This window comes from Streptomyces sp. NPDC044063 (assembly GCF_056434285.1).
Genome location: NZ_JBWKFM010000004.1, coordinates 22,366 through 42,137 on the forward strand (window position 1 = coordinate 22,366; position 19,772 = coordinate 42,137).

Here is a 19,772-nt window from a genome sequence, read left to right on the forward strand (position 1 = left end):
CGGGCTCGGCCTCAAGGGAGTTCGGGCAGATCCTCGGGATACAGCAGGGTGAGATCGTCCGTGCTCGGCGCGGCCAGCTGCGCCACCCGGCCCGCGTGCCGCTCGACCATCGCCTCGAACGTCAGCCGCGCCGTACGGCCGTTGCCGAACGCCGGGCCCCTGGGGATGTCGGTGAAGTACCGCAGCAGCGCCTCGGCCGCGCCCTCGCCGATGCGGTACTCGTGCTCGTCGGCCTGCTGCCGCACGATGCGCAGCAGCTCCTCGGGCGCGTAGTCGCCGAAGGTGATGGTGCGTGAGAAACGCGAGGCCACCCCCGGGTTGACCGTCAGGAAGCGCTCCATCTCGGCGGTGTAGCCGGCGACGATGACCACCACCTCGTCCCGGTGGTCCTCCATCAGCTTCACCAGCGTGTCGATGGCCTCCCGGCCGAAGTCCCGGCCGGAGTCCTCCGGGGCGAGCGCGTACGCCTCGTCGATGAAGAGCACCCCGCCGCGCGCCCGGTCGAACGCCTCCTGCGTACGGATGGCGGTGGAGCCGATGTGCTCGCCCACCAGGTCCACCCGCGACACCTCGACCAGATGGCCGCGCTCCAGCACCCCCAGCGCGGCCAGGATCTCGCCGTAGAGCCGGGCGACGGTGGTCTTGCCCGTGCCGGGGGAGCCGGTGAAGACCAGATGACGGCGGACGGAGGCCGCCTTGAGGCCCGCCAGCCGCCGGCGCCGCCCCACCTCGATCATGTCGGTCAGGGCGCGGACCTCGCGCTTGACGCTGTCGAGACCGACCAGCGCGTCCAGCGCGCCCAGCACGGCCCCCGCCGGACGCTCCCCGCCGGCGGCCACGCCGGGGGCGGCGGCCGGCCCGGCGGGATGCGGTACGGAGGGTGCGGCCGCCGCGGGCCGGGCCGTCGGCGCCGCCACGGCGGTGGCCCGTGTCCCGGCCGCCCGACCGGTGCCCTCGTCGCTCGTGCAGCCCTCGCTGACGGGACCGTCCTCGGCGAACTCGTAGCCCCCGCGCGCGCACCGCTCGGTGCGGCACCCGGTCAGCAGGGCCCGGCAGCCGTCGATGACGTGGAAGCCGTAGCCGGCGCTGCCGTGCACCTCACAGCCGTCGAACGTGCCCCGGCCCTCCGCCGAGACGTAGAAGCCCGCCTCCGCCGGCGCGCTCACCGTGCAGCGCTCGACGACGGGATCGGCGCCCTTGGTGACGATGACGCCCGTCGACGTGGCGTCGATGGAGCAGCCCGTCAGCGTGCCGCCGCTGCCCGGGCCGCGGAACCAGGCGCCGGTGGTCGCCTCCCGGATCCTGCAGTCCGTCAGCCGGGCGCTCGCGCCGCCGCTGACCGACACGGCCGTGCCCCGCACCCGGGAGATGTCGCTGTCGCCGACCTCCGCGCTCGACCCCCGGTCCAGCACGAACAGCGCGTCCGGCACGTCGTGCACCCGGCAGGAGGTCAGCTCGGCACCGGCGCCGTCGCTCACCCACACCGCCGGGTAGTCGCCCGTGCTGTCGTGGATCTCGCACTGGGCGGCCTCCACCCGGGTGCCCGGGTCCCACACCGACAGGCCGTTGCGGCCGAACCGGCGCACGGTCGAGCGCGTCATCGTCAGCACCGAACGCGAGCGCAGGTCCACGGCGTTCTCCGGCATGTCGTGGATGTCGCAGCCGACGAGCGTCAGCACGGCCCCGGTGTCCAGCGTCACCCCGTCGGCGGAGGTGCGGTGCACCCGGCAGTCCGTCAGCCGGCCCGTGCCGCGCGCCGCGACCTGCACCCCGGTGCCCTTGATCTCGTACACCTCGCAGTCGGCCGCCTCCAGGGTGCTGCCCTCGCCCGTCACCGACAGGCCCGCCCCCCGGCAGTGGTGCACCCGGCAGCGCTCCAGGCGCGGCCCGGCCCCGCCGGCCACCACGACGCCCGACTGCCCGGCGGCCACCACCTCGCAGTCCTCGAAGACGCCGCCCGCGCCGTCCAGGACGCTGACACCGACCCCCGAGGGATTGTCGACCACGCAGCGGCGCAGGACCGGCCGGGCCCCGCCGCGCACCTGGACCCCGGCCGCCGAGCGCGTCACCACCCGGACGTCCGCCAGCTCCGGCGCGCCGTCCTCCACCAGCAGGGCCGGCTCGGCCGCGTCATGGCCCTCGATCAGCAGGTCCCGCAGCGTCGCGTCGGACCGCACGGTCACGGCGACGCCCTCGGTGGGCGCGATGCGCACCGCGCCGCGCGCCCCCTCCGTGCCCCGCAGGGTGACGGCCCGGGTCACCACCAGGTTCTCGCGGTAGGTGCCCGGCGCCACGCACAGCACGTCCCCGTCGGCCGCCGCCTCCAGCGCCGCGGCGAGGGATTCGTACTCTCCGGTGCGCCGCCGCCAGCGCGACGTGCCGGCGTGCGTCACCTGGACCACCGAGCCCTGTGCCATGGCGCTGCTGTGCCCCCACCTCGAGTGCGTGCGTCCGCGACGGACGCGTACCGGCGGGACCACCGTAGCGCGCGGGGAGCACGGGGGTCGGCCGCTCGGCGCGTTGTCAACTTCCCGCGTCCGCGCGGCCCCAGGTGTGCCCGGCCCGCTCCCAGGCGCGGTCCCACTCCGCGAACCGGCGCCGGGCCAGATGCCGGACGACCAGCCGCCGCACCGCCTCGACCAGCCCGCCCACCGCCGCGGCGGCGCCGGTGCCCGCGAGCACGGCGTGCACGGCGGCGGTGGCGTCGTCCATGGGACGCGGGGCGACCCGGCCGCGGTCGTCGGTCCACAGCGGGAACCGGCTGCCGGGGGCGGCCGGCTGACGGGCGGCCACGGGCCCGGTGAACTCCCGGCCGCCGGGGCCCGGCCAGCGGGCCAGGACCCGGCGGTACCCCTCGCGGCCGGCCCTCGTCTCCAGATCGGCGCCCTCCGCGCGACCGGGCACGAGCTGGACGACGGTCGCCGTGACCCGGTGGCGGTGCCGCTGCTGGTCACGGACGGTCTCGCGCAGCGCCTGGTGCGCCGCGGAGCCGGCCGCCCAGCCGGCGACCGGGCCCGTCAGGAGCACCAGCAGCACGGCGACCACACCGGCCCACGCCTCGATGACATCGCTGCGGCGACGCAGCGGATTGCGCCGCCAACGCCAACCGAACGCCCTCGCGCCCACCGCGCTCACCCCCTTACCCGTCCGTAGATACCTCACGGGAAGCGGCGCATGCGGAGGAAGGCGGCGCCGAGACCAAAATCACCCCTCGCGGAGGCCGGAAGCGGCGGAGCGTTGACGGCGGACCGGACGAAAGCGGGGCGGGTCAGGACATGAAGGGACTCAGGCCAGAACCTCCACGGGGTCGCCGACGCGCACCACGCCCGGGTGCTCCGGGATCAGGTTCTGCCCGAAGACCAGGCTGCCGTCGACGCGGTGATGCCGTGCCAGGGTGCGCAGCGGCTCCTTGCCGCGCTCGGCCGTGCGCTGGTCGACCGTGGTGACCACACAGCGGCCGCTGGGCTTCACGGCGCGGAATACGACCTCCCCGATCCGCACCCGCCGCCAGCCGTCCTCGGCCCAGGGCTCGGTGTGGTCGACGACCAGGTTGGGACGGAACCGGTCCATGGGCAGCGGGCCCTCGTCCGCGTGGTCGCCCAGGGCCACCAGCGCATTGAGGGTCTCGAGCGAGGAGGTGGCGGTCACCAGCAGCGGATAGCCGTCGGCGAAGGTGACCGTGTCGCCGGGCAGGGAGTGATCGGGGTCGACCGGGCGCCTGCGCGCCGGGTCGTCCATGTGGGCGAGCCGGGCCCCGACCCCCAGGAAGGCGCTCAGCCACGCGTCGGCGGCGGGGCCGGCGGGCACCGCGACCACCGTGTCCCGGAAGACCTCCGCGACGATCGTGCCCGCGCCGGCGGGGTCGGGCACGGGCACCTCGACGGACCCGGCCCCCGGCGCGGCCATCCGTACCCCGCCCCCCGGCAGGAGTACGGCGGAGGCCAATGCGAGCCGGGGCTCCTGCCGTTGAGTGATGATCCGGCCGTCCGGACCGACGACCGTCCATCTCCGGTCCCCGGCGAGCCCCCACGGCTCCACGGCGGCCGCGCCGGGAGCGCACCCCGCCATCGACTTGACCGGATAGAGGTGAACCGCTGTCAGCACAGGCTCGGGCATGTGGTCATCTTGCCAGCCGGATATGACAGTTGGCCCGGACGCGAGGGCCGGCCGGACGGATTCCACCGGGCCCGCCGTCGTGGCGGGCGCCCGGCGGGACGACCGTCAGTAGCCTCCCTGGTCCGGCCACGGCCGGCCGTTCTGCTGGTCGTCGTAGCCCGGCCCGGCCGGACGCGGGGCCACCGGGCGCATGGCGTCGAAGCCGGCGGGGCCGGCGGGCGCCGCCGGGCGCTGCTGCTGGTACTGCTGCGGGCCCGGGTATCCGCGCGGCGCGGCGGCCTGCTGCGGGATGTACGGCGCGGCGGCCTGCTGGAGGCCGGCCGGCTGCGCCGGGGCGGGCTGACCACCGTTCCCGTACTGCGGGGCCTGGCTGGCGTAGCCGCCCTGCGGGGCCTGCGGGCCCGGGTGGGCGGACGGGCCGGAGGGCAGGGCCGGCAGCGCGGGCAGACCGCCGCCACCACCGCTCCGGAAGTCGTACGGTGACGACACCTGGATCGGCGCGATCTGGGGCGTACCGCGCTCGGCGACGAGGCTGTCGTAGATGGGGGTGTCCGGGAAGGACGACGAGGCGTAGTAGCCGCCGCCGTACGTGCTGCGGGGGGAGGTCATAGCCCATAAGTTAAGCCCATGGTGTGCCGGTTGGGGAGGCCGGTGTCCCGGTTGATTGAGGTGGTCGGAGGGGCTGCGGATTACCAATGCGAGCGAACTCGGGAAAATCGGTCGCGAAGATACGTAGGAATCGTGTAAAGACGGGCCTCGGGAGGGGTGCGGCATGGGGATGCTCAAAGGTGCCAATGTCAGGATTCCCGCACAGGTGGTGCGGATCGAGCTCGGCCGGCGGGCGGGTCCCGGCGTGCCCGCCGTCGACGCCTCGGCGCTGCTGCTGACGGCGGGCCGGGTCCGCTCCGACGCCGACTTCGTGTTCTACAACCAGCCGCGGCACGCCTCCGGCGCCGTGCGCCACGAGGGCAGCCGCACCGTCGGCGACACCGCGGCCGACACCCTCACCGTCGACCTCGCCGCCGTCGAACCCGAGGTGGAGCGCGTGCTCCTCGCGGCCTCGGCCGACGGCGGCAGCTTCGCCCAGGTGCCCGGGCTCCACATCCGCGTCCTGGACGCGGCGGGCGGCGCCGAGCTCGCCCGCTTCGACAGCCAGGACGCCACCGTCGAGACCGCCCTCGTCCTGGGGGAGCTCTACCGGCGGCAGGGGGAGTGGAAGTTCCGGGCCGTCGGCCAGGGGTACGGCAGCGGCCTCGCCGGCCTGGCGACCGACTACGGCATCACCGTCGACGACCCGGGCCCCGCACCGGCCCCGGCCCCCGCCGCGGCCCGGACCCCCGCGCCGGCTCAGGCCCCCGTGCCCCCGCCCGCTCCGGCACCGGCAGCCGCTCCGGCACCCGCCCCCGCCGCCCCGCCCGCGCCCGTACGCCTCACCAAGGTCACGCTCACCAAGGCGGCCCCGGCCGTCTCCCTCGCCAAGCAGGGCGGCACCTCCGGCGTGCTGCGGGTCAACCTCAACTGGGAGGTGCACAAGCAGTTCAAGGGCTGGGGCCGCCGGCTGGGCAAGGCCATGGCCGTGCACAGCGACCTGGACCTCGACCTCGGCGCCCTCTTCGAGCTCAGCGACGGCACCAAGGGCGTGGTGCAGGCGCTCGGCAACTCCTTCGGCTCGGTCCACCGGCCGCCCTACATCCACCTCGACGGCGACGATCGCACCGGCGCGGTGGAGACCGGCGAGAACCTCACCGTCAACCTCGACCACATCGACGCCTTCCGCCGCATCCTGGTCTTCGTCACCATCTACGAGGGCGCCCGCAGCTTCGCCGGGCTCCACGCCACGGTCACCCTCCAGCCCCAGCACGGCGCCCCGATCGACTTCGCGCTCGACGAGTGCACCGTGCCCTCCAACGTCTGCGCCCTCGCCATGATCACCAACAACGGCGGCGACCTCGTCGTCCAGCGCGAGGCCCGCTACCTCGTGCCCGACCGCGGCGTCAGCCCCCAGCGCACCCTCGACCGCGCCTACGGCTGGGGCATGAACTGGACACCCGGCCGCAAGTGACGCCCGCCGCTCAGGGCGCGGCCTCCCGGCGCCCGGGGCGCGCGTACGTACGCCCCTTCCAGGCCGCGCCCCGGCCCCGGTGATGCTGCACCGCCGAGTCCACCGTCATCAGCAGATACAGCAGGGCCGTGAACGGCAGCAGCGGCGCGAGCCACAGCGGCTGCCGGTAGTGGCGCAGCATCGGCGCGTACGTGCCCGCCATCACCGCCCAGGCGCAGGCCCCCAGCGCCGCCGGCACCCCCGCGCCCGCCAGGGCGCCCACCGCCACGGCCCCGGGCGGCACCAGATAGAGGAACGCCAGCCCGGCCACGGTCCCGGCCAGCAGCGCCGGATTGTGCAGCAGCTGCGCGTAGGCGCTGCGGGAGACCATCCGCCACAGCGGCCCCAGCCCCGGATAGGGCCGCACGCTGTCCACCCGCTCCGCGAGCCCCAGCCAGATCCGGCCGCCGGACCGTTTGACGGCCCGGGCCAGCGCCACGTCGTCGATCACCGCGTCCCGGACGGCACCGGGGATCCGCGCCCGCTCGGCCGTCTCCCGCCGCAGCAGCACACAGCCGCCGGCGGCCGCCGCCGTCCGCGCGCCGGGCCGGTTGACACGGCGGAAGGGGTACAGCTGGGCGAAGAAGTACACGAAGGCGGGGACGATCAGCCGCTCCCAGCCGGTCGCCACCCGCAGCCGCGCCATCTGCGACACCAGGTCCAGCTCCGCCGAGCCGGCGGCCGCCACCAGCTCCCGCAGGCTGTCGGGGGCGTGCGCGATGTCCGCGTCGGTCAGCAGCAGGTACTCGGCGTCCGTCCGGGACCGGGCCAGGGCCATGCCGTGCCGCACCGCCCACAGCTTGCCCGTCCAGCCCGGCTCCGGCTCGCCCGGCGCGTCCACGGTCAGCGGCAGCCCGCCGTGCTCGCGGGCCAGCTCCCGGGCCAGGGCGCCGGTGCCGTCCGTGCTCCCGTCGTCCACCAGGAAGACCTCGGCCCGCCCCGGATAGTCCTGGGCGAGCAGCGTCGGCAGGCTCGCCGGCAGCACCCCGGCCTCGTCCCGCGCGGGCACCACGATCGCCACCCCGGGCCACCGCTCCGGGGGAGCGCGGTGCGGAAGCCGGACGTCCGTACGCCAGAAGAACCCCTGCCCCAGCAGCAGCCAGAGCCAGGCCGCCAAGGAGCCCGCGGTGATCCACGTCAGCACGCTCACCGGCCGCAGTCTGCCGCACGGACGGGGGACCCGCGGGCGCATCGATTAAAGTAACCGGGTGAAGATCGCGCTCATGGACTCCGGCAACGGCCTTCTGGCGGCGGCCGCCGCCGTGCACCGCATGCGGCCCGACGCCGATCTCGTCCTCTCCTCGGACCCCGACGGCATGCCCTGGGGGCCCCGGACCACCGACGGCATCATCGAGCGCGCCCTGGCCTGCGCCCGCGCCGCCGCGGCGCACCACCCCGACGCGCTGATCGTCGCCTGCAACACCGCCTCCGTCCACGCGCTGGACGCCATACGCGCCGAGCTGGAGCCCGGCCTGCCCGTGATCGGCACGGTCCCCGCGATCAAGCCGGCCGCGGCCGCCGGCGGCCCCGTCGCCGTCTGGGCCACCCCCGCCACCACCGGCAGCCCCTACCAGCGCGGGCTGATCCGCGACTTCGCCGCCGGCGTCGAGGTGACCGAGGTCCCCTGCCCGGGCCTGGCCGACGCCGTGCAGCGCGCCGACGCCGACGCCATCGGGATCGCCGTCAAGGCCGCGGCCGCCGCCACGCCCCGCGGCGTCCGCTCCGTCGTCCTGGGCTGCACCCACTACGAGCTCGTCGCCGAGCGCATCCGCGCCGCCGTGCGGGACCCCGACGGCCCGCCCGTCGAGCTGTTCGGCTCGGCCGACGCCGTCGCCGCCCAGGCGCTGCGCCGCGCCGGCCTCGTGGCCGACCCCGGCGCGGAGCCCTCCGGACGGCTGACCGTGCTGCTCAGCGGCCGCGAGGGGGAGCTGGACGCGGCCTCGCTGACCTACCCCGAGGGCCGCTCGCTGCTGACCGCCGGCGCGCAGCGGGTCTGACCCTCCGCTTCCGGCCCTCCGGCGCGCACCCCCCTGCCGCGGTGGCGGAACGTGAGTAGGCTGCACCCATGAGGGACCACTCCCAGGACCCCCGGGGGCGCGAGGGTTCGCACGGTGCCGGACACGACGAGAACTCCGGGAGTTCCGGGGACGCCGGGAACGACGACCTGCCGGGGCAGGAGGTGTCCGCCGTCTGGACGGGGCGGGCCACCAACCGGGCCCAGTGGCTGATGGCCGCCGTCGGCGCCGCCTGTCTGGCGCTGGGCATCGAGCTCGCCGTGGACAGCGCGTGGAGCTCCGGTTCCGCCCCCCTGGCGATGGCCGTGGTCGGCTGCGTCGCGGCGGGCCTGCTGATCCTCTACGGGACCCTCGCCTTCGTCCACGTCGCCGTACGGGTCGACAAGGACACGCTGGAGATCCGTTGCGGCCACATCGGCGTGCCGTGCACCCGCATCCCGCTCAGCCATGTGGTCGGCGCCGACTTCGACCCGCGGGTCACACCGCGCCAGTGGGGCGGCTGGGGTTACCGCTGGCGCCCCGGGAAGGGCACCGGCGTCGTGGTCCGGCGCGGCGAGGGCTTCGTGGTGCGGCTCGGGGACGGCCGTACGATCACGGTCACCGTGGACGACGCGGAGGCGGCCGTCCGGGCGATCCGCGACCGGCTGCGCTCACTGGGCGGCGGCCGCCCGGCGTCGGCCTGAGTCGCCGCGCCCCGCGACCGGCCCCCTGACCTCGGCTTTTCCGCCACCGGGTCCGTCGCCTTGTCCGTCGCCACACCGGTCACGGGGACCCCGTGGGACCCATTAGTCTCGTCCCATGCCGATCCCCGACTTCCTTCGCACCCTGCGCGCCACCGCCGGCCACCAGCTGCTCTGGCTGCCCGGGGTCAGCGCCATCGTCCTCGACGACGAGGGGCGGGTGCTGCTGGGTCGCCGGGCCGACACGGGGCACTGGTCGATCATCGGCGGTATCCCCGACCCGGGGGAGCAGCCGGCCGCGGCCGTGGTGCGCGAGGTGTACGAGGAGACGGCCGTGCACTGTGTGCCGGAACGCGTCCTCCTGGTCGAGGCGCTGCAACCCTTCACCTACCCCAACGGTGACACCTGCCAGTACATGGACATCTGCTTCCTGGCGCGCGCGGTGGGCGGCGAGGCCCGGGTGAACGACGACGAGTCGCTCGAGGTCGGCTGGTTCGCGCCGGACGCCCTCCCGCCGTTGGAGAGCTTCGCGGTGACGCGCATCAAGCAGGCGATGGCGGGCGGGCCGACGTGGTTCGCGGGCGTGGAGCAGATCTGACGAGCCGTCAAGTCCGCTGTTTGCGGCCCGGCTTGGGCGGCTGACAGCCCGTCAAACCGCATACTCCGGCCCCTTGCCCGTACCCCCGCGGCCGGGCCGGAACGCCCTGTTTCGAACGTGCTCCGCTCGCTGGCCCGTTCGCGGGGACGGCCGTTCCCGTATTCGAAGAAAATACCGGAAGAATTCGGATGCCCGTCCTTTGCCGCCAAGGGTGATACCGGGTGCGTCCGCGCACTGTTGGGAAAGAGGCTGCTTTGCTAAAGTGTCCTCTGCTCATCTTCCGAGAGCAGCCGGGGGTCAGTGAGGATGCACCGCAAAAGCATATGATCGACCGCCCACGCAAAAGTCAGCGAGTGCGCCGTTCCCGTGAACGGAAACGCGAGCCGACGAGCCGGACGCCGGGGCACTCTGAGCCATGATCAGGCCTCTGAACTGCTAGAAGCCTAAGGTCGCCCCGTCCGCCGTCCCTGCCGCTCGGCGCACCGGTCAACCCCCCGGCGATATGGCGCGCCCTTGGTTCAGGGTGTTCTCGCCTGCCCGGGCTGGAATCAGGAACGCGCATGAGAAACATTCGGGCGACCCGCGACTTCCGCCTCGCATTGCGATTGCTATTGTTCAACCAGTTTGGCATCGACATCGGGTTCTACCTCCTGATGCCGTTTCTCGCGGCATATTTGGAACAGGGCCTCGGCATGTCGGCCGCGCTCGTCGGATTCGTCCTCGGGGCGCGGAATCTCAGTCAGCAGGGCCTGTTCATCCTCGGCGGCTCGGCGGCCGACCGGCTGGGCCCGCGCACAGTGATCATCGCCGGGTGCGCGCTGCGGACCGTGGGCTTCGGCCTCTTCGCCTTCGGCAACTCGCTGTGGCTGCTGCTCGCCGCCTCGGTGCTCACCGGGCTCGCGGCGGCCCTGTTCTATCCCGCCGTACGGACCTACGTCGCACTGGAGTCGGGCGACCGCAAGGCCGAGGCCTTCGCGCTCCTCAACGTCTACGCCACCATCGGCTCGCTGATGGGACTCCTGCTGGGCAGCGTGCTGTTCCTGACGGACTTCCGGCTGTGCGCCGTGATCGCGGCGGCGGTCTTCGGCGCCCTGACCATCGCCCAGGCCATGGTCCTGCCGATCAGCGGGGAGGCCCCGAGCGGCCCCTCGGCCACGGTGCTCGGGGACTGGCGGGAGGCCTTCTGCAACCGCCGGTTCCTGCTCTTCTCGGGCGCCACGATCGGCATGTTCACCATGGAGAACCAGCTCTACCTCCTGCTGCCCGAAGGGGCGTTGCGGGCCTCGGGCTGGAAGGGCGCGGCCGGAGTACTGCTGGCCGCCGGGGCGCTCGCCAACATGCTGTTCCAGCTGCGGATCACCAGAGCCCTGGCCCGCAACGGCGGCGGCACCCGCTGGGTGAGCACCGGGCTCGTCGTCATGGGGCTGAGCTTCCTGCCCCCGCTGGTGGTCTGCGGCGGCGATCCGCCGACGAGCACCGGCGAGGCGGTGGCGCGCACCGGCGTGATGGTGGGCGGCTCGGTCATGCTGTTCTTCGGCATCATGATCGCCCACCCGACGGTGATGGAGATGGTGCCGGGCTTCGGGCCGCAACGGCTGACGGGCACCTACTTCGGGCTCTTCTACGTCTTCTCCGGGATCGCGGCCACGGGCGGCAACGCGGTCGTCGGGCGGACGATGGACATCGGCCACCAGGCCGGCCTGTACTGGCTGCCCTGGCTGTGCTGCCTGGCCTTCGGGCTGACCTCGGCCGGTTCCGTGGCCCTGCTCTTCCGCGCCGGCATGCTCCCCCTGCTGACCCCGCCCTCCGGCGCGCCGGTGGCCGAGGGACACGTGGTCGGCAAGGCCGCCCCGGCCGGGGCGGGAGGAGGCCCGGCGATCGTCAAGCGCGCCGCGGCCCCCGTGGTCCCGATGGCCCCGGCCGCCCCGCAGACCCCGCAGGCCAGGGACGCCGCCGCGCCCGCGCCGGCCGGCGACGGCGTTCGGCCCCAGGACCCCGCGCGGTTCCCCGGGCCGGCCCGCGCCGGGGACGAGGCGGCGGACCAGCCGCCGCTGTGACGCGCCACCGCCGGCCCACCGGCCCCGGTCACCCCCGCGCGGGGGCGGCCGGGGCCGTCCGCGTCCGCCGCCCCGTACGGCGTCCGGCGCGCGGGCACGCTCGTTCGGGTGAGAGGAGGCGCCCCGGCGGGTACACGTCTTGCGCGGCGGGTCGGGGCGCCGCAGAGTCGAGGCATGCCCATCGCAACGGTGAATCCCGCGAACGGCGAGACGATCAAGAGGTTCGACGCCCTGGGGCCGGAGGAGATCGAGCGACGCCTGGCGGCCGCCGCGGCGGCCTTCCGTCACCACCGCACCACGAGCTTCGCCGAGCGGGCCGAGCTCCTCGGGCGGGCCGCGGACCTCCTCGACGACGACCGCGACGACATCGCCCGCACCATGACCACCGAGATGGGCAAGCCGCTGGCCGCCGCCCGCGCCGAGGCGGCCAAGTGCGCCAAGGCCATGCGCTGGTACGCCGCGCACGCCGAGGAACTGCTCGCCGACGAGCTGCCCGCCGAGGCCGAGGTGCGCGACTCCGGGGCCGCCCGCGCCCGGGTCCGCTACCGCCCGCTGGGCGTCGTCCTCGCCGTGATGCCCTGGAACTTCCCCCTCTGGCAGGTCGTCCGCTTCGCCGCGCCCGCCCTGATGGCCGGCAACACCGGGCTCCTCAAGCACGCCTCGAACGTCCCGCAGACCGCGCTCTACCTCGAGGACCTCTTCCGCCGCGCCGGCTATCCGGAGGGCTGCTTCCAGACCCTGCTCGTGGGCTCCGAGGCGGTGGAGGCCGTCCTGCGCGACCGCCGCGTCGCCGCCGCGACGCTCACCGGCAGCGAACCGGCCGGGCGGGCCGTCGCGGCCGTCGCCGGGGACGAGGTGAAGAAGACCGTCCTGGAGCTCGGCGGCAGCGACCCGTACGTGGTGATGCCGTCCGCCGACATCGCCCGCGCGATCCGCACCGCCGTCACCGCCCGCGTCCAGAACAACGGCCAGTCCTGCATCGCGGCCAAGCGCTTCATCGTGCACGCCGACGTCTACGACACCTTCGCCGAGCGCTTCACCGCCCTGATGACCGGTCTGACCGTCGGCGACCCGATGGACGAGGCCACCGACGTCGGCCCGCTGGCCACCGAGCGGGGCCGGGCCGACCTGGAGGAACTGGTCGACGACGCGGTGCGGCGGGGCGCCACCGCCCTGTGCGGCGCCCGCCGCCCGGAGGGCCTGGAGCGGGGCTGGTTCTACGAGCCGACCGTGCTGTCCGGCGTGACCCCCGGGATGCGCATCCACCACGAGGAGGCCTTCGGGCCCGTCGCCACGCTCTACCGGGCCGACGACCTCGACGAGGCCCTCGCCATCGCCAACGACTCCCCGTTCGGGCTCAGTTCCAACGTCTGGACGCGCGACGAGGACGAACAGCGCCGTTTCGCCCGGGACATGGAGGCCGGCGGCGTCTTCTTCAACGGCATGACGGCCTCCCACCCCGCCCTGCCCTTCGGCGGCGTCAAGCGCTCGGGCTACGGCCGGGAGCTCTCCGGTCACGGCATCCGCGAGTTCTGCAACACCACCACCGTCTGGTACGGCGCCGAGCCCGCCGGGGCCTGAGGGGCCGGCCCCGCCCCCGGCGCGCCGTCAGCGGCCCCAGCGCAGCCCCGGGGTCGCCACTGGCGCGTCGTACAGCCGCAGCATCTCGTCGTCCACCCGGCACAACGTCACCGAGGCGCCGGCCATGTCCAGAGAGGTGACGTAGTTGCCGACGAGCGTCCGCGCGACCGGCACGCCGCGCTCGCGCAGCGCGCGGTGCACCTCGGCGTTGAAGCCGTACAGCTCCAGCAGCGGCGTGCCGCCCGCGCCGTTCACCAGCACCAGCACCGGCCCGCCGGGCCGCAGGTCCTCCAGCACCGCCTCCACCGCGAGGTCGGCGATCTCGCCCGACGTCATCATCCCCCGCCGCTCGCGGCCCGGCTCGCCGTGGATGCCCACGCCCAGTTCCAGTTCACCGGCGGGCAGATCGAAGGTGGGGCTCCCCTTGGCCGGGGTGGTGCAGGAGGCCAGGGCGACACCGAAGCTGTGCGAGGCCTCGTTCACCCGGCGCGCGATCGCCTCCACCCGCTCCAGCGGCGCGCCCTGCTCGGCCGCCGCCCCCGCGATCTTCTCCACGAACAGGGTGGCGCCGGTGCCGCGCCGGCCCGCCGTGTAGAGGCTGTCGGTCACCGCGACGTCATCGTTGACCAGCACGCTCGCGACCTGGATACCCTCGTCCTCGGCGAGCTCGGCGGCCATGTTGAAGTTCAGGACGTCGCCCGTGTAGTTCTTCACGATGAACAGCACGCCGGCACCGCTGTCCACCGCTGCCGCCGCCCGCACCATCTGGTCCGGTACCGGCGACGTGAAAATTTCGCCGGCGCACGCCGCGTCCAGCATCCCCGGCCCCACGAATCCCGCGTGCAACGGCTCATGCCCGGAGCCCCCGCCCGACACCAGCCCCACCTTCCCCGCCACGGGCGCGTCCCGCCGCACCACGACCCGCCGCTCCACGTCCACCGTCAGCTCGGGATGCGCGGCGGCCATCCCGCGCAGCGCGTCGGGCACGACGGTCTCGGGGACATTGATGAGCATCTTCACGGTGGGCTCCTTCGATGACGGTTGGGGCTACTCAGCGTGATGGCCCCAGGATACTGAGGCCGGAGCGGAGGATGAGGCAACCGCAGGCGCGCGAGCGGTGGTTAGGCTGTGCGGGCCCTGCGAGAGGAGCTCTCCCATGCCGATCGGTGACCAGCAGACCTCCGTGCCCCCCGGTCGTCCCCGGCGTGACGGCCGGGGGCGGCAGGGGCTGAGCCGGGAGGAGATCGTGGCCGAGGCGATCCGGCTGCTCGACGCCGAGGGCATCGAGGGCCTGAGCATGCGCAAACTCGGTGCGCGGCTGGACGCCGGCGCGGGCTCTCTCTACCGTCATGTGGCCGGCAAGGACGAGCTGCTCGAACTGGTCCTCGACGAGGTGTTCGCCGAATTCCACGTCCCGGCGGCCGGCGATCCGGCCGCCTGGCGCGACGTCGTCGTCGAGTCCGCTCACGCCATGCGCACGGTGATCCTCCGCCATCCCTGGAGCGCCGGCATCATCGGTGGCGTCGGCACGGTGTACTTCGGCCGGAACGTCATGCGCCCGTCCGAGGACATGCTGGCCGTGCTCGAAGCCGCGGGTTTCTCGCTCCGGGAGGCCAACCGGGCGACGACCGTACTCGTCGCCTACGTCGTCGGCATGACGGCCGCCGAGGCCGCGTGGCTCACGGCGCTGACCCGCAGGGGGATGTCGGAGGAGGAGTGGAGCCGGGAGATGCTGCCGGCCGCCGGGCGCGCCGTCGAGTCCTTCCCGCGCCTGCGCGAGCTCTACGCCTCGTACGCCGCCGCCGAGGGAGCCGACGGTTCCGGGGACCGGTGGCGGGCCCGGGACGAGGAGTTCGCCTACGGACTCGAGCGCGTCCTCGACGGGCTGTCGGCGGCCCGCTCCGGCTGCCGGTGACCACAAGGATCCGGTCAATGCGAACACTGTTCGCAGCGGAATCCGGAGCCCCCTTCTCGTCGCCCTGAAGGCACAGGCGGCAACCCCTTCCGGGAAACTGAACTCCGCTTCCGGGTGAGGGAGTTGTCGCTGGTGGAAGGTGGTGTCATGTTTCGGTCAGGTGGGCTGCGCACCCACCACTCGCCCGCGTTTGTGTCGCATCCTCGAATGCATTCGCGGCAGCCGCACCGGCTGCCCGCCGAGCAAAGGGGTGACCCATGCGTTCCACCCGAACCAAGGCGAAGATCCTCACCGCTGCCGTGACGCCGCTGCTGGCGGCGTCCGCGGCCGTCGCACTCTCGGCTCCCCAGGCCGGCGCCGCGCCCACCGGCGCCCAGTCGTGCACGCATCCGGGCTGGTCCGACAAGTCCGGTGCCATCGGCACTGCCCGTGGCGCCAGTGCCTTCCTGCGCACCGGCCCCAGCGACGACTGCGGGACGGCCTTCGTGGTCGACACCAATGTGCCGCTGTACTACCACTGCTGGGTGAAGAACTCCTCCGGTAACAAGTGGACCCACGTCCGCGTCGGAGGGCGGAACTTCGACGGCTGGGTCTACAACGCCCGCCTCGACGACGGTGGTCTGTCCAGCCCCGGCACCAGGTGCTGAGGCGTTGACGCACGCGAACGGGACCGGTGCGGCTGCCGGTCCCGTTCGCCGATACTGCTGGGGAGACGGCGAGGAGGCGCGGCGGTGAAGGACATTCCCGGACCGGAGCCCCGGGCGGACGGTGGCGCCGGTGCCATCGCGGCGGCGGGCGGGCTCCACGCTTACTCATTACAGGTGCATGCCGAGTACGGGCCCGTCGTACGGCTCCAGTTGCCCGGTGCGGAGAACGCCGTGTCGGTCGCCGATCCGGTGCTGCTGGAGGCCACGGCCCACCTCGACGAGCGGCCCGAGGGGCTCTTCGCGTTCCTGGAACCGCTCTTCGAGACGGGCAACCTCCAGGTGATGCCCGCCGAGGAGCACGCCCCGTGGCGGCGTCTGCTGCTCTCGGTGCTGGCCGGACGCCCGTCCCATGAACGGCACTTCCCCCGCTTCACCGCGCTGGCGACCGAGCTCGCCGACCGCTGGGCGCGGCAGGCCGGCCGTGAGCCCGTCGCCTCGCAGAAGGACCTCACCACGCTCTCGCTGCGGATGATCTGCGCCTACGCGCTGGGCGGCGACGCCGTGGACCCCGAGGGCGCCGTCGCCGCGTTCGAGGAGGTGCTCACCGCGCACCTGGGCCGTCCGGGGAAGGGGGAGGCGCTCGCGTACCTGAGGGCGATGGTCGACCGGGTGGTCGACGCGCACCGGTCGGGCGGCCGGCCGGACCGGAGCGATCTGATCGGGGCGCTGGTCGGGGCGGGCGAGAGTCCCGCCCGGATCCGCGACACCGTGATGGTGGCCATGCTGGCCGCCCACCACACGACCGGGGTCGCCGTCTCGTGGACCCTCCACCTGCTGAGCCGGCATCCGGAGGCGGCCGAACGCGTCGCCGCCGAGCTCGACCGCGTGCTCGGTGACCGGGCGGCACCCGCGTACGGCGATCTGCGCCGGCTCACCTACCTGGACATGGTCCTCAAGGAGGCCATGCGCCTCTACCCGCCCGGTCCGTACGGCGCGCGCGAGACGACCGAGCCCCTCGCGCTGGGGGAGTGGACGATCCCGGTGGGCACGACGATCTTCTACCCCTTCCGGGCCGTGCACATGAACCCGGCCCACTGGCCCGAGCCCGAGCGGTTCGTGCCGGAGCGGTTCACCCCGGAGGAGGTGGCCCGGCGGCCGCGGCTGGCCTACCTCCCCTTCGGCCTCGGACCGCGGAGCTGTGAGGGCGCGGGCCTGGCCATGGTCGAGGCCGAGCTGATCCTGGCCGTCCTGCTCAAGCGCTTCCGCTTCCGGCCCGTGCCGGGCCACGAGGTGATCCCGGTCGAACGGTTCGTCCTCTGGGCGGCCGACGACATCCGCCTGCTGGTGAGCCCCCGGGACGAGCGGCGCTGACCGGTTCAGTCCGCCGGGCCGCCGCCGGAGGTGCCGTTCGCCAGCTGCCGGAGGAGGGGGCCGTACTCGGGGTGGGACAGCGCGTGGGCGAACTGGGCCACCAGATAGTCGGCCGGGTTGCCCGTGTCGTACCAGCGGCCCTGGATGACCTGGCCGTAGACCGCCCGGCGGGCCGCGTAGGCGTTGATCGCGTCCGTCAGATAGACCTCGCCCGTCCGGTGCTCGTACCAGCGCCGCGTCTGCTCCCGCAGCTCCTCCACCACGCCCGGCGTGATCACGTACCCGCCGATGGCGGCGTACGCCGACGGGGCCTCGGCCGCGTCGGGCTTCTCGATCAGGCCGGTGATCCTCAGCAGCCCGTCGTCCAGGTCCTCCTTCACCACGGGCACGCCGTAACGCACGGAGTCGGCCGGGTCCATGGGCAGCAGGGCGAGCACCGGGCAACTGGTCGCCTCGTAGGCACGGATCAGCTGCTGGGCGCGGGGGACCTCCGCCACGAACACGTCGTCCGGCCACAGCACCAGGCACGGCTCGTCGCCGAAGTGGCGGGCGGCGTTGAGGACCGGGGTGCCGTTGCCGTAGGGGCCGTGCTGGTCGAGGTAGGTGATGTGGCCGCGGCGGGAGAGCTCGGCGACCTCCTCCACCGCGTCGGCGTGGTCGTTCTTGCCCTCGGCCCGTAACTGCTCGACCAGGCCGGGGCCGGGGCGGAAGTGGTCCTGGATCAGGCCCTTGCCGCCGGAGACCACGATGGTGATGTCCGTGATGCCGGAGGCCACCAGCTCGCGCACGGTGTGCTCGATGACCGGCTTGTCGCCGACGGGCAGCATCTCCTTGGGAATCGCCTTGGTCAGCGGCAGCAGCCGGGAGCCCAGCCCCGCGGCGGGGATCACCGCCCTGCGGATGGTCCTGCTCATCGGTTCGTGTCGTCCCTTCCGTCGTCGGGAGGCCGGCGGCCGGGACGAAGTCCCGTACCGGACCGGTGAACTGGTGGTCGGCGGCACGTCGATCGCCTCCGAGTGTTCCATGTCCGGGGCCGCCTCGGCGACGATCCCCGCGGTGTGGCGGGCGGCCGCCGACGGCCCTCGCGCGCGTGTTCAATTGACATTGCGTGATGCGCGAGGGCTCGGTTAGCGTGCCAGCCGATCGCCCACGGCGTCCGCGCGCCGTGAGCTCGCTCGCACGGGTTCTCAGGGGGAGTTGGGGGAGATGGGTGTGATCCGCGCCGGTCGCCGGGGACGGCGTTCATGAGGCCCCGGATAGGGATCACCTCGCGCTTCCGTCCGGCGATCCGGAGCCACAGCCTCCATGAGGGCTACGTCGACCAGGTGCTGCGCGCGGGCGGGCTGCCGATCGTGGTGCCCTGCGCCGACGCCGGGCTCGCCACCTCCTACCTGCGCGAGTGCGACGGTCTGATGCTGACCGGCGGCGAGGACATGGATCCGGCCCACTGCCTCGGCACCACCCGGCAGGAGGGCTACACCTACCACCCCCGGCGCGACGTGTTCGAGACGCGGCTGGCCCGGGAGGCGATCGACAACGGGCTCCCCACGCTGGGCATCTGCCGTGGTGCTCAAGTGCTGCACACCGTCACCGGCAACGCCCTGATCCCCCACATCCCCGACGTCAACGGCGGACTCGTCGCGCACCGGACGTCCCTCACCGAGACCGCCCGGCACTCCGTCTCCCTCGCCGAGGGCAGCAGGGTGGCCCGGGCCTACGGGACACCGACGCTGAAGGTCACCTCGTACCACCACCAGGGGCTGGCGGAGCCGTCCCCCGGCGACGGCCGCTGGCGGGTGACGGCACGGTCCGACGACACCCTCGCGGAGGCGATCGAACGCGAGGGGGACGCGTGGACCGTGGGCGTCCTGTGGCATCCGGAGCTCCCCGTCGACGACGAGGGCGACGACCGGCCCGACCCGGTCATCGCGGCGTTCGTGAGAGCGGCGGGCGCGTCATGACCACCGACGCCCGCGCGTTCGACGTCCGCAGGCTCGGCCCCGAGGACCTCGGTCTGCTGCTGCGGCTCCAGGAGACGGTCCACGCGGCCCTGCCCGACAGAACCGTCTTCCAGACCAGCACACCCGAGTTCATCGCCTACTGCCTCGCCGACGGCGGGCGCTGCTACGCCGTGCTGCACGACGGCGAGGCCGTGGCCTACCGGATGGTCTACTTTCCGCGCGACCGCGCGTTCAACCTGGCCAAGGACTCGGCGCTGCCGCCGGCCGAGCACCACCGGGTCGGCCACTGGGACACCGTCGCCGTCCTGCCCGGGTGGCGCGGCCACGGGCTCGCCGGGCGGATGAACCGCCGTGCCCTCGCCGACCTGGCGGACACGGACGTCCGGCATCTGTTCGCCACCAGTTCACCCGCCAACCCCCACGGGGTGCGCACCCTGATGGAGGCCGGCTTCCGGCCCGTCGACCTCGTACGGAAGTTCGGCGGGCGGCTGCGGTTCCTGCTCTACCGGCCCCACCCCGCCGGATGGCCCGCCGCCGACCCGGGGGCCGCGGAGACGACCGTGCCGTTCTCGGCCACCGGCGAGCTGGAGGACGCGTTCCGGGACGGCTGGACCGGCGCCGGCATCCTCCCCGGCGGGCCGGACGGTCCGCGGCTGCGGATGCGGCGCGTGCCCCCGCCGTTCGGCGGCGCGCGGCACTGACCGCCCGGCCGCCGCGGCGACCGCGCAAC

General features: G+C 74.1%; 18 protein-coding genes. 11 read left to right on the top strand and 7 right to left on the bottom strand.

Translation table 11 applies throughout. From position 1 onward, the window contains the following. Nucleotides 1–11: 11 nt before the first annotated feature. The 4 genes from AC07BS_RS06930 to AC07BS_RS06945 all read right to left on the bottom strand — a co-directional run bounded on the left by AC07BS_RS06930 (nt 12) and on the right by AC07BS_RS06945 (nt 4,725). Nucleotides 12–2,417 carry a right-handed parallel beta-helix repeat-containing protein gene (locus AC07BS_RS06930; RefSeq protein WP_478930705.1) on the bottom strand — a complete coding sequence of 802 codons (2,406 nt, stop codon included), beginning with the start codon at nt 2,415–2,417 and terminating at the stop codon, nt 12–14. Between the two features lie 106 nt (nt 2,418–2,523). After that, a complete protein-coding gene (locus AC07BS_RS06935; RefSeq protein WP_478647525.1) occupies nt 2,524–3,126 on the bottom strand; it encodes an Rv1733c family protein in 603 nt (200 codons plus the stop codon). A gap of 159 nt (nt 3,127–3,285) precedes the next feature. Then, nucleotides 3,286–4,116: an MOSC domain-containing protein gene (locus AC07BS_RS06940; protein WP_478647523.1), complete on the bottom strand. Its 831-nt coding sequence runs from the start codon at nt 4,114–4,116 to the stop codon at nt 3,286–3,288. Between the two features lie 105 nt (nt 4,117–4,221). Next, on the bottom strand, nt 4,222–4,725 hold the full coding sequence (locus tag AC07BS_RS06945) for a DUF6643 family protein (RefSeq protein WP_478930708.1): 504 nt from the start codon (nt 4,723–4,725) through the stop codon (nt 4,222–4,224). 163 nt (nt 4,726–4,888) lie between these two features. Here AC07BS_RS06945 and AC07BS_RS06950 point away from each other — a divergent pair, with 163 nt between their 5' ends. Further along, a complete protein-coding gene (locus tag AC07BS_RS06950) occupies nt 4,889–6,178 on the top strand; it encodes a TerD family protein (protein WP_478647520.1) in 1,290 nt (429 codons plus the stop codon). 10 nt (nt 6,179–6,188) lie between these two features. Here AC07BS_RS06950 and AC07BS_RS06955 read toward each other — a convergent pair whose 3' ends face one another. After that, nucleotides 6,189–7,409, bottom strand: coding sequence for a glycosyltransferase (locus AC07BS_RS06955; RefSeq protein ID WP_478930710.1), 1,221 nt, complete (start codon nt 7,407–7,409; stop codon nt 6,189–6,191). 16 nt (nt 7,410–7,425) lie between these two features. Here AC07BS_RS06955 and AC07BS_RS06960 point away from each other — a divergent pair, with 16 nt between their 5' ends. The 5 genes from AC07BS_RS06960 (at nt 7,426) to AC07BS_RS06980 (ending at nt 13,148) form a co-directional block, all read left to right on the top strand. Next, nucleotides 7,426–8,214 carry a glutamate racemase gene (locus AC07BS_RS06960; RefSeq protein WP_478647516.1) on the top strand — a complete coding sequence of 263 codons (789 nt, stop codon included), beginning with the start codon at nt 7,426–7,428 and terminating at the stop codon, nt 8,212–8,214. A 68-nt stretch (nt 8,215–8,282) separates the two neighbouring features. Next, nucleotides 8,283–8,915 (top strand): hypothetical protein, encoded by a 633-nt coding sequence (locus tag AC07BS_RS06965; RefSeq protein WP_478647514.1) that lies wholly within the window; start codon nt 8,283–8,285, stop codon nt 8,913–8,915. 115 nt (nt 8,916–9,030) lie between these two features. Next, complete coding sequence (locus AC07BS_RS06970) at nt 9,031–9,510, top strand: NUDIX hydrolase (protein WP_478930713.1); 480 nt, start codon at nt 9,031–9,033, stop codon at nt 9,508–9,510. A 560-nt stretch (nt 9,511–10,070) separates the two neighbouring features. Then, nucleotides 10,071–11,567, top strand: coding sequence for an MFS transporter (locus AC07BS_RS06975; RefSeq protein ID WP_478930714.1), 1,497 nt, complete (start codon nt 10,071–10,073; stop codon nt 11,565–11,567). Between the two features lie 174 nt (nt 11,568–11,741). Then, on the top strand, nt 11,742–13,148 hold the full coding sequence (locus AC07BS_RS06980; protein WP_478930716.1) for an NADP-dependent succinic semialdehyde dehydrogenase: 1,407 nt from the start codon (nt 11,742–11,744) through the stop codon (nt 13,146–13,148). Between the two features lie 27 nt (nt 13,149–13,175). On the opposite strand, the gene dhaK is transcribed toward AC07BS_RS06980, so the two are convergent. Next, nucleotides 13,176–14,168 (bottom strand): dihydroxyacetone kinase subunit DhaK, encoded by a 993-nt coding sequence (dhaK, locus tag AC07BS_RS06985; RefSeq protein WP_478930718.1) that lies wholly within the window; start codon nt 14,166–14,168, stop codon nt 13,176–13,178. A 136-nt stretch (nt 14,169–14,304) separates the two neighbouring features. On the opposite strand from dhaK, the gene AC07BS_RS06990 reads away from it, so the two are divergent. From AC07BS_RS06990 to AC07BS_RS07000, 3 genes are all read left to right on the top strand, one after another. Continuing rightward, nucleotides 14,305–15,063 carry a TetR/AcrR family transcriptional regulator gene (locus AC07BS_RS06990; protein ID WP_478647507.1) on the top strand — a complete coding sequence of 253 codons (759 nt, stop codon included), beginning with the start codon at nt 14,305–14,307 and terminating at the stop codon, nt 15,061–15,063. A gap of 257 nt (nt 15,064–15,320) precedes the next feature. Further along, nucleotides 15,321–15,710: an SH3 domain-containing protein gene (locus AC07BS_RS06995; protein ID WP_478647505.1), complete on the top strand. Its 390-nt coding sequence runs from the start codon at nt 15,321–15,323 to the stop codon at nt 15,708–15,710. Between the two features lie 84 nt (nt 15,711–15,794). Further along, the gene (locus AC07BS_RS07000; protein WP_478930720.1) at nt 15,795–17,081 is read left to right on the top strand and encodes a cytochrome P450; all 1,287 of its coding nucleotides are present in this window, start codon (nt 15,795–15,797) and stop codon (nt 17,079–17,081) included. 5 nt (nt 17,082–17,086) lie between these two features. Here the strand turns inward: AC07BS_RS07000 and AC07BS_RS07005 are convergent, their stop codons facing one another. Beyond that, nucleotides 17,087–17,995, bottom strand: a complete 909-nt coding sequence (locus tag AC07BS_RS07005) for a UTP--glucose-1-phosphate uridylyltransferase (protein WP_478647501.1) — start codon at nt 17,993–17,995, stop codon at nt 17,087–17,089. Nucleotides 17,996–18,325: 330 nt separating this feature from the next. On the opposite strand from AC07BS_RS07005, the gene AC07BS_RS07010 reads away from it, so the two are divergent. Together AC07BS_RS07010 and AC07BS_RS07015 are read left to right on the top strand one after the other, a co-directional pair. Next, nucleotides 18,326–19,042 (top strand): gamma-glutamyl-gamma-aminobutyrate hydrolase family protein, encoded by a 717-nt coding sequence (locus AC07BS_RS07010; RefSeq protein WP_478647499.1) that lies wholly within the window; start codon nt 18,326–18,328, stop codon nt 19,040–19,042. After that, a complete protein-coding gene (locus AC07BS_RS07015; protein WP_478647497.1) occupies nt 19,039–19,743 on the top strand; it encodes an N-acetyltransferase family protein in 705 nt (234 codons plus the stop codon). Before AC07BS_RS07010 ends, AC07BS_RS07015 begins: the two co-directional genes overlap by 4 nt. Nucleotides 19,744–19,772 lie beyond the last annotated feature (29 nt).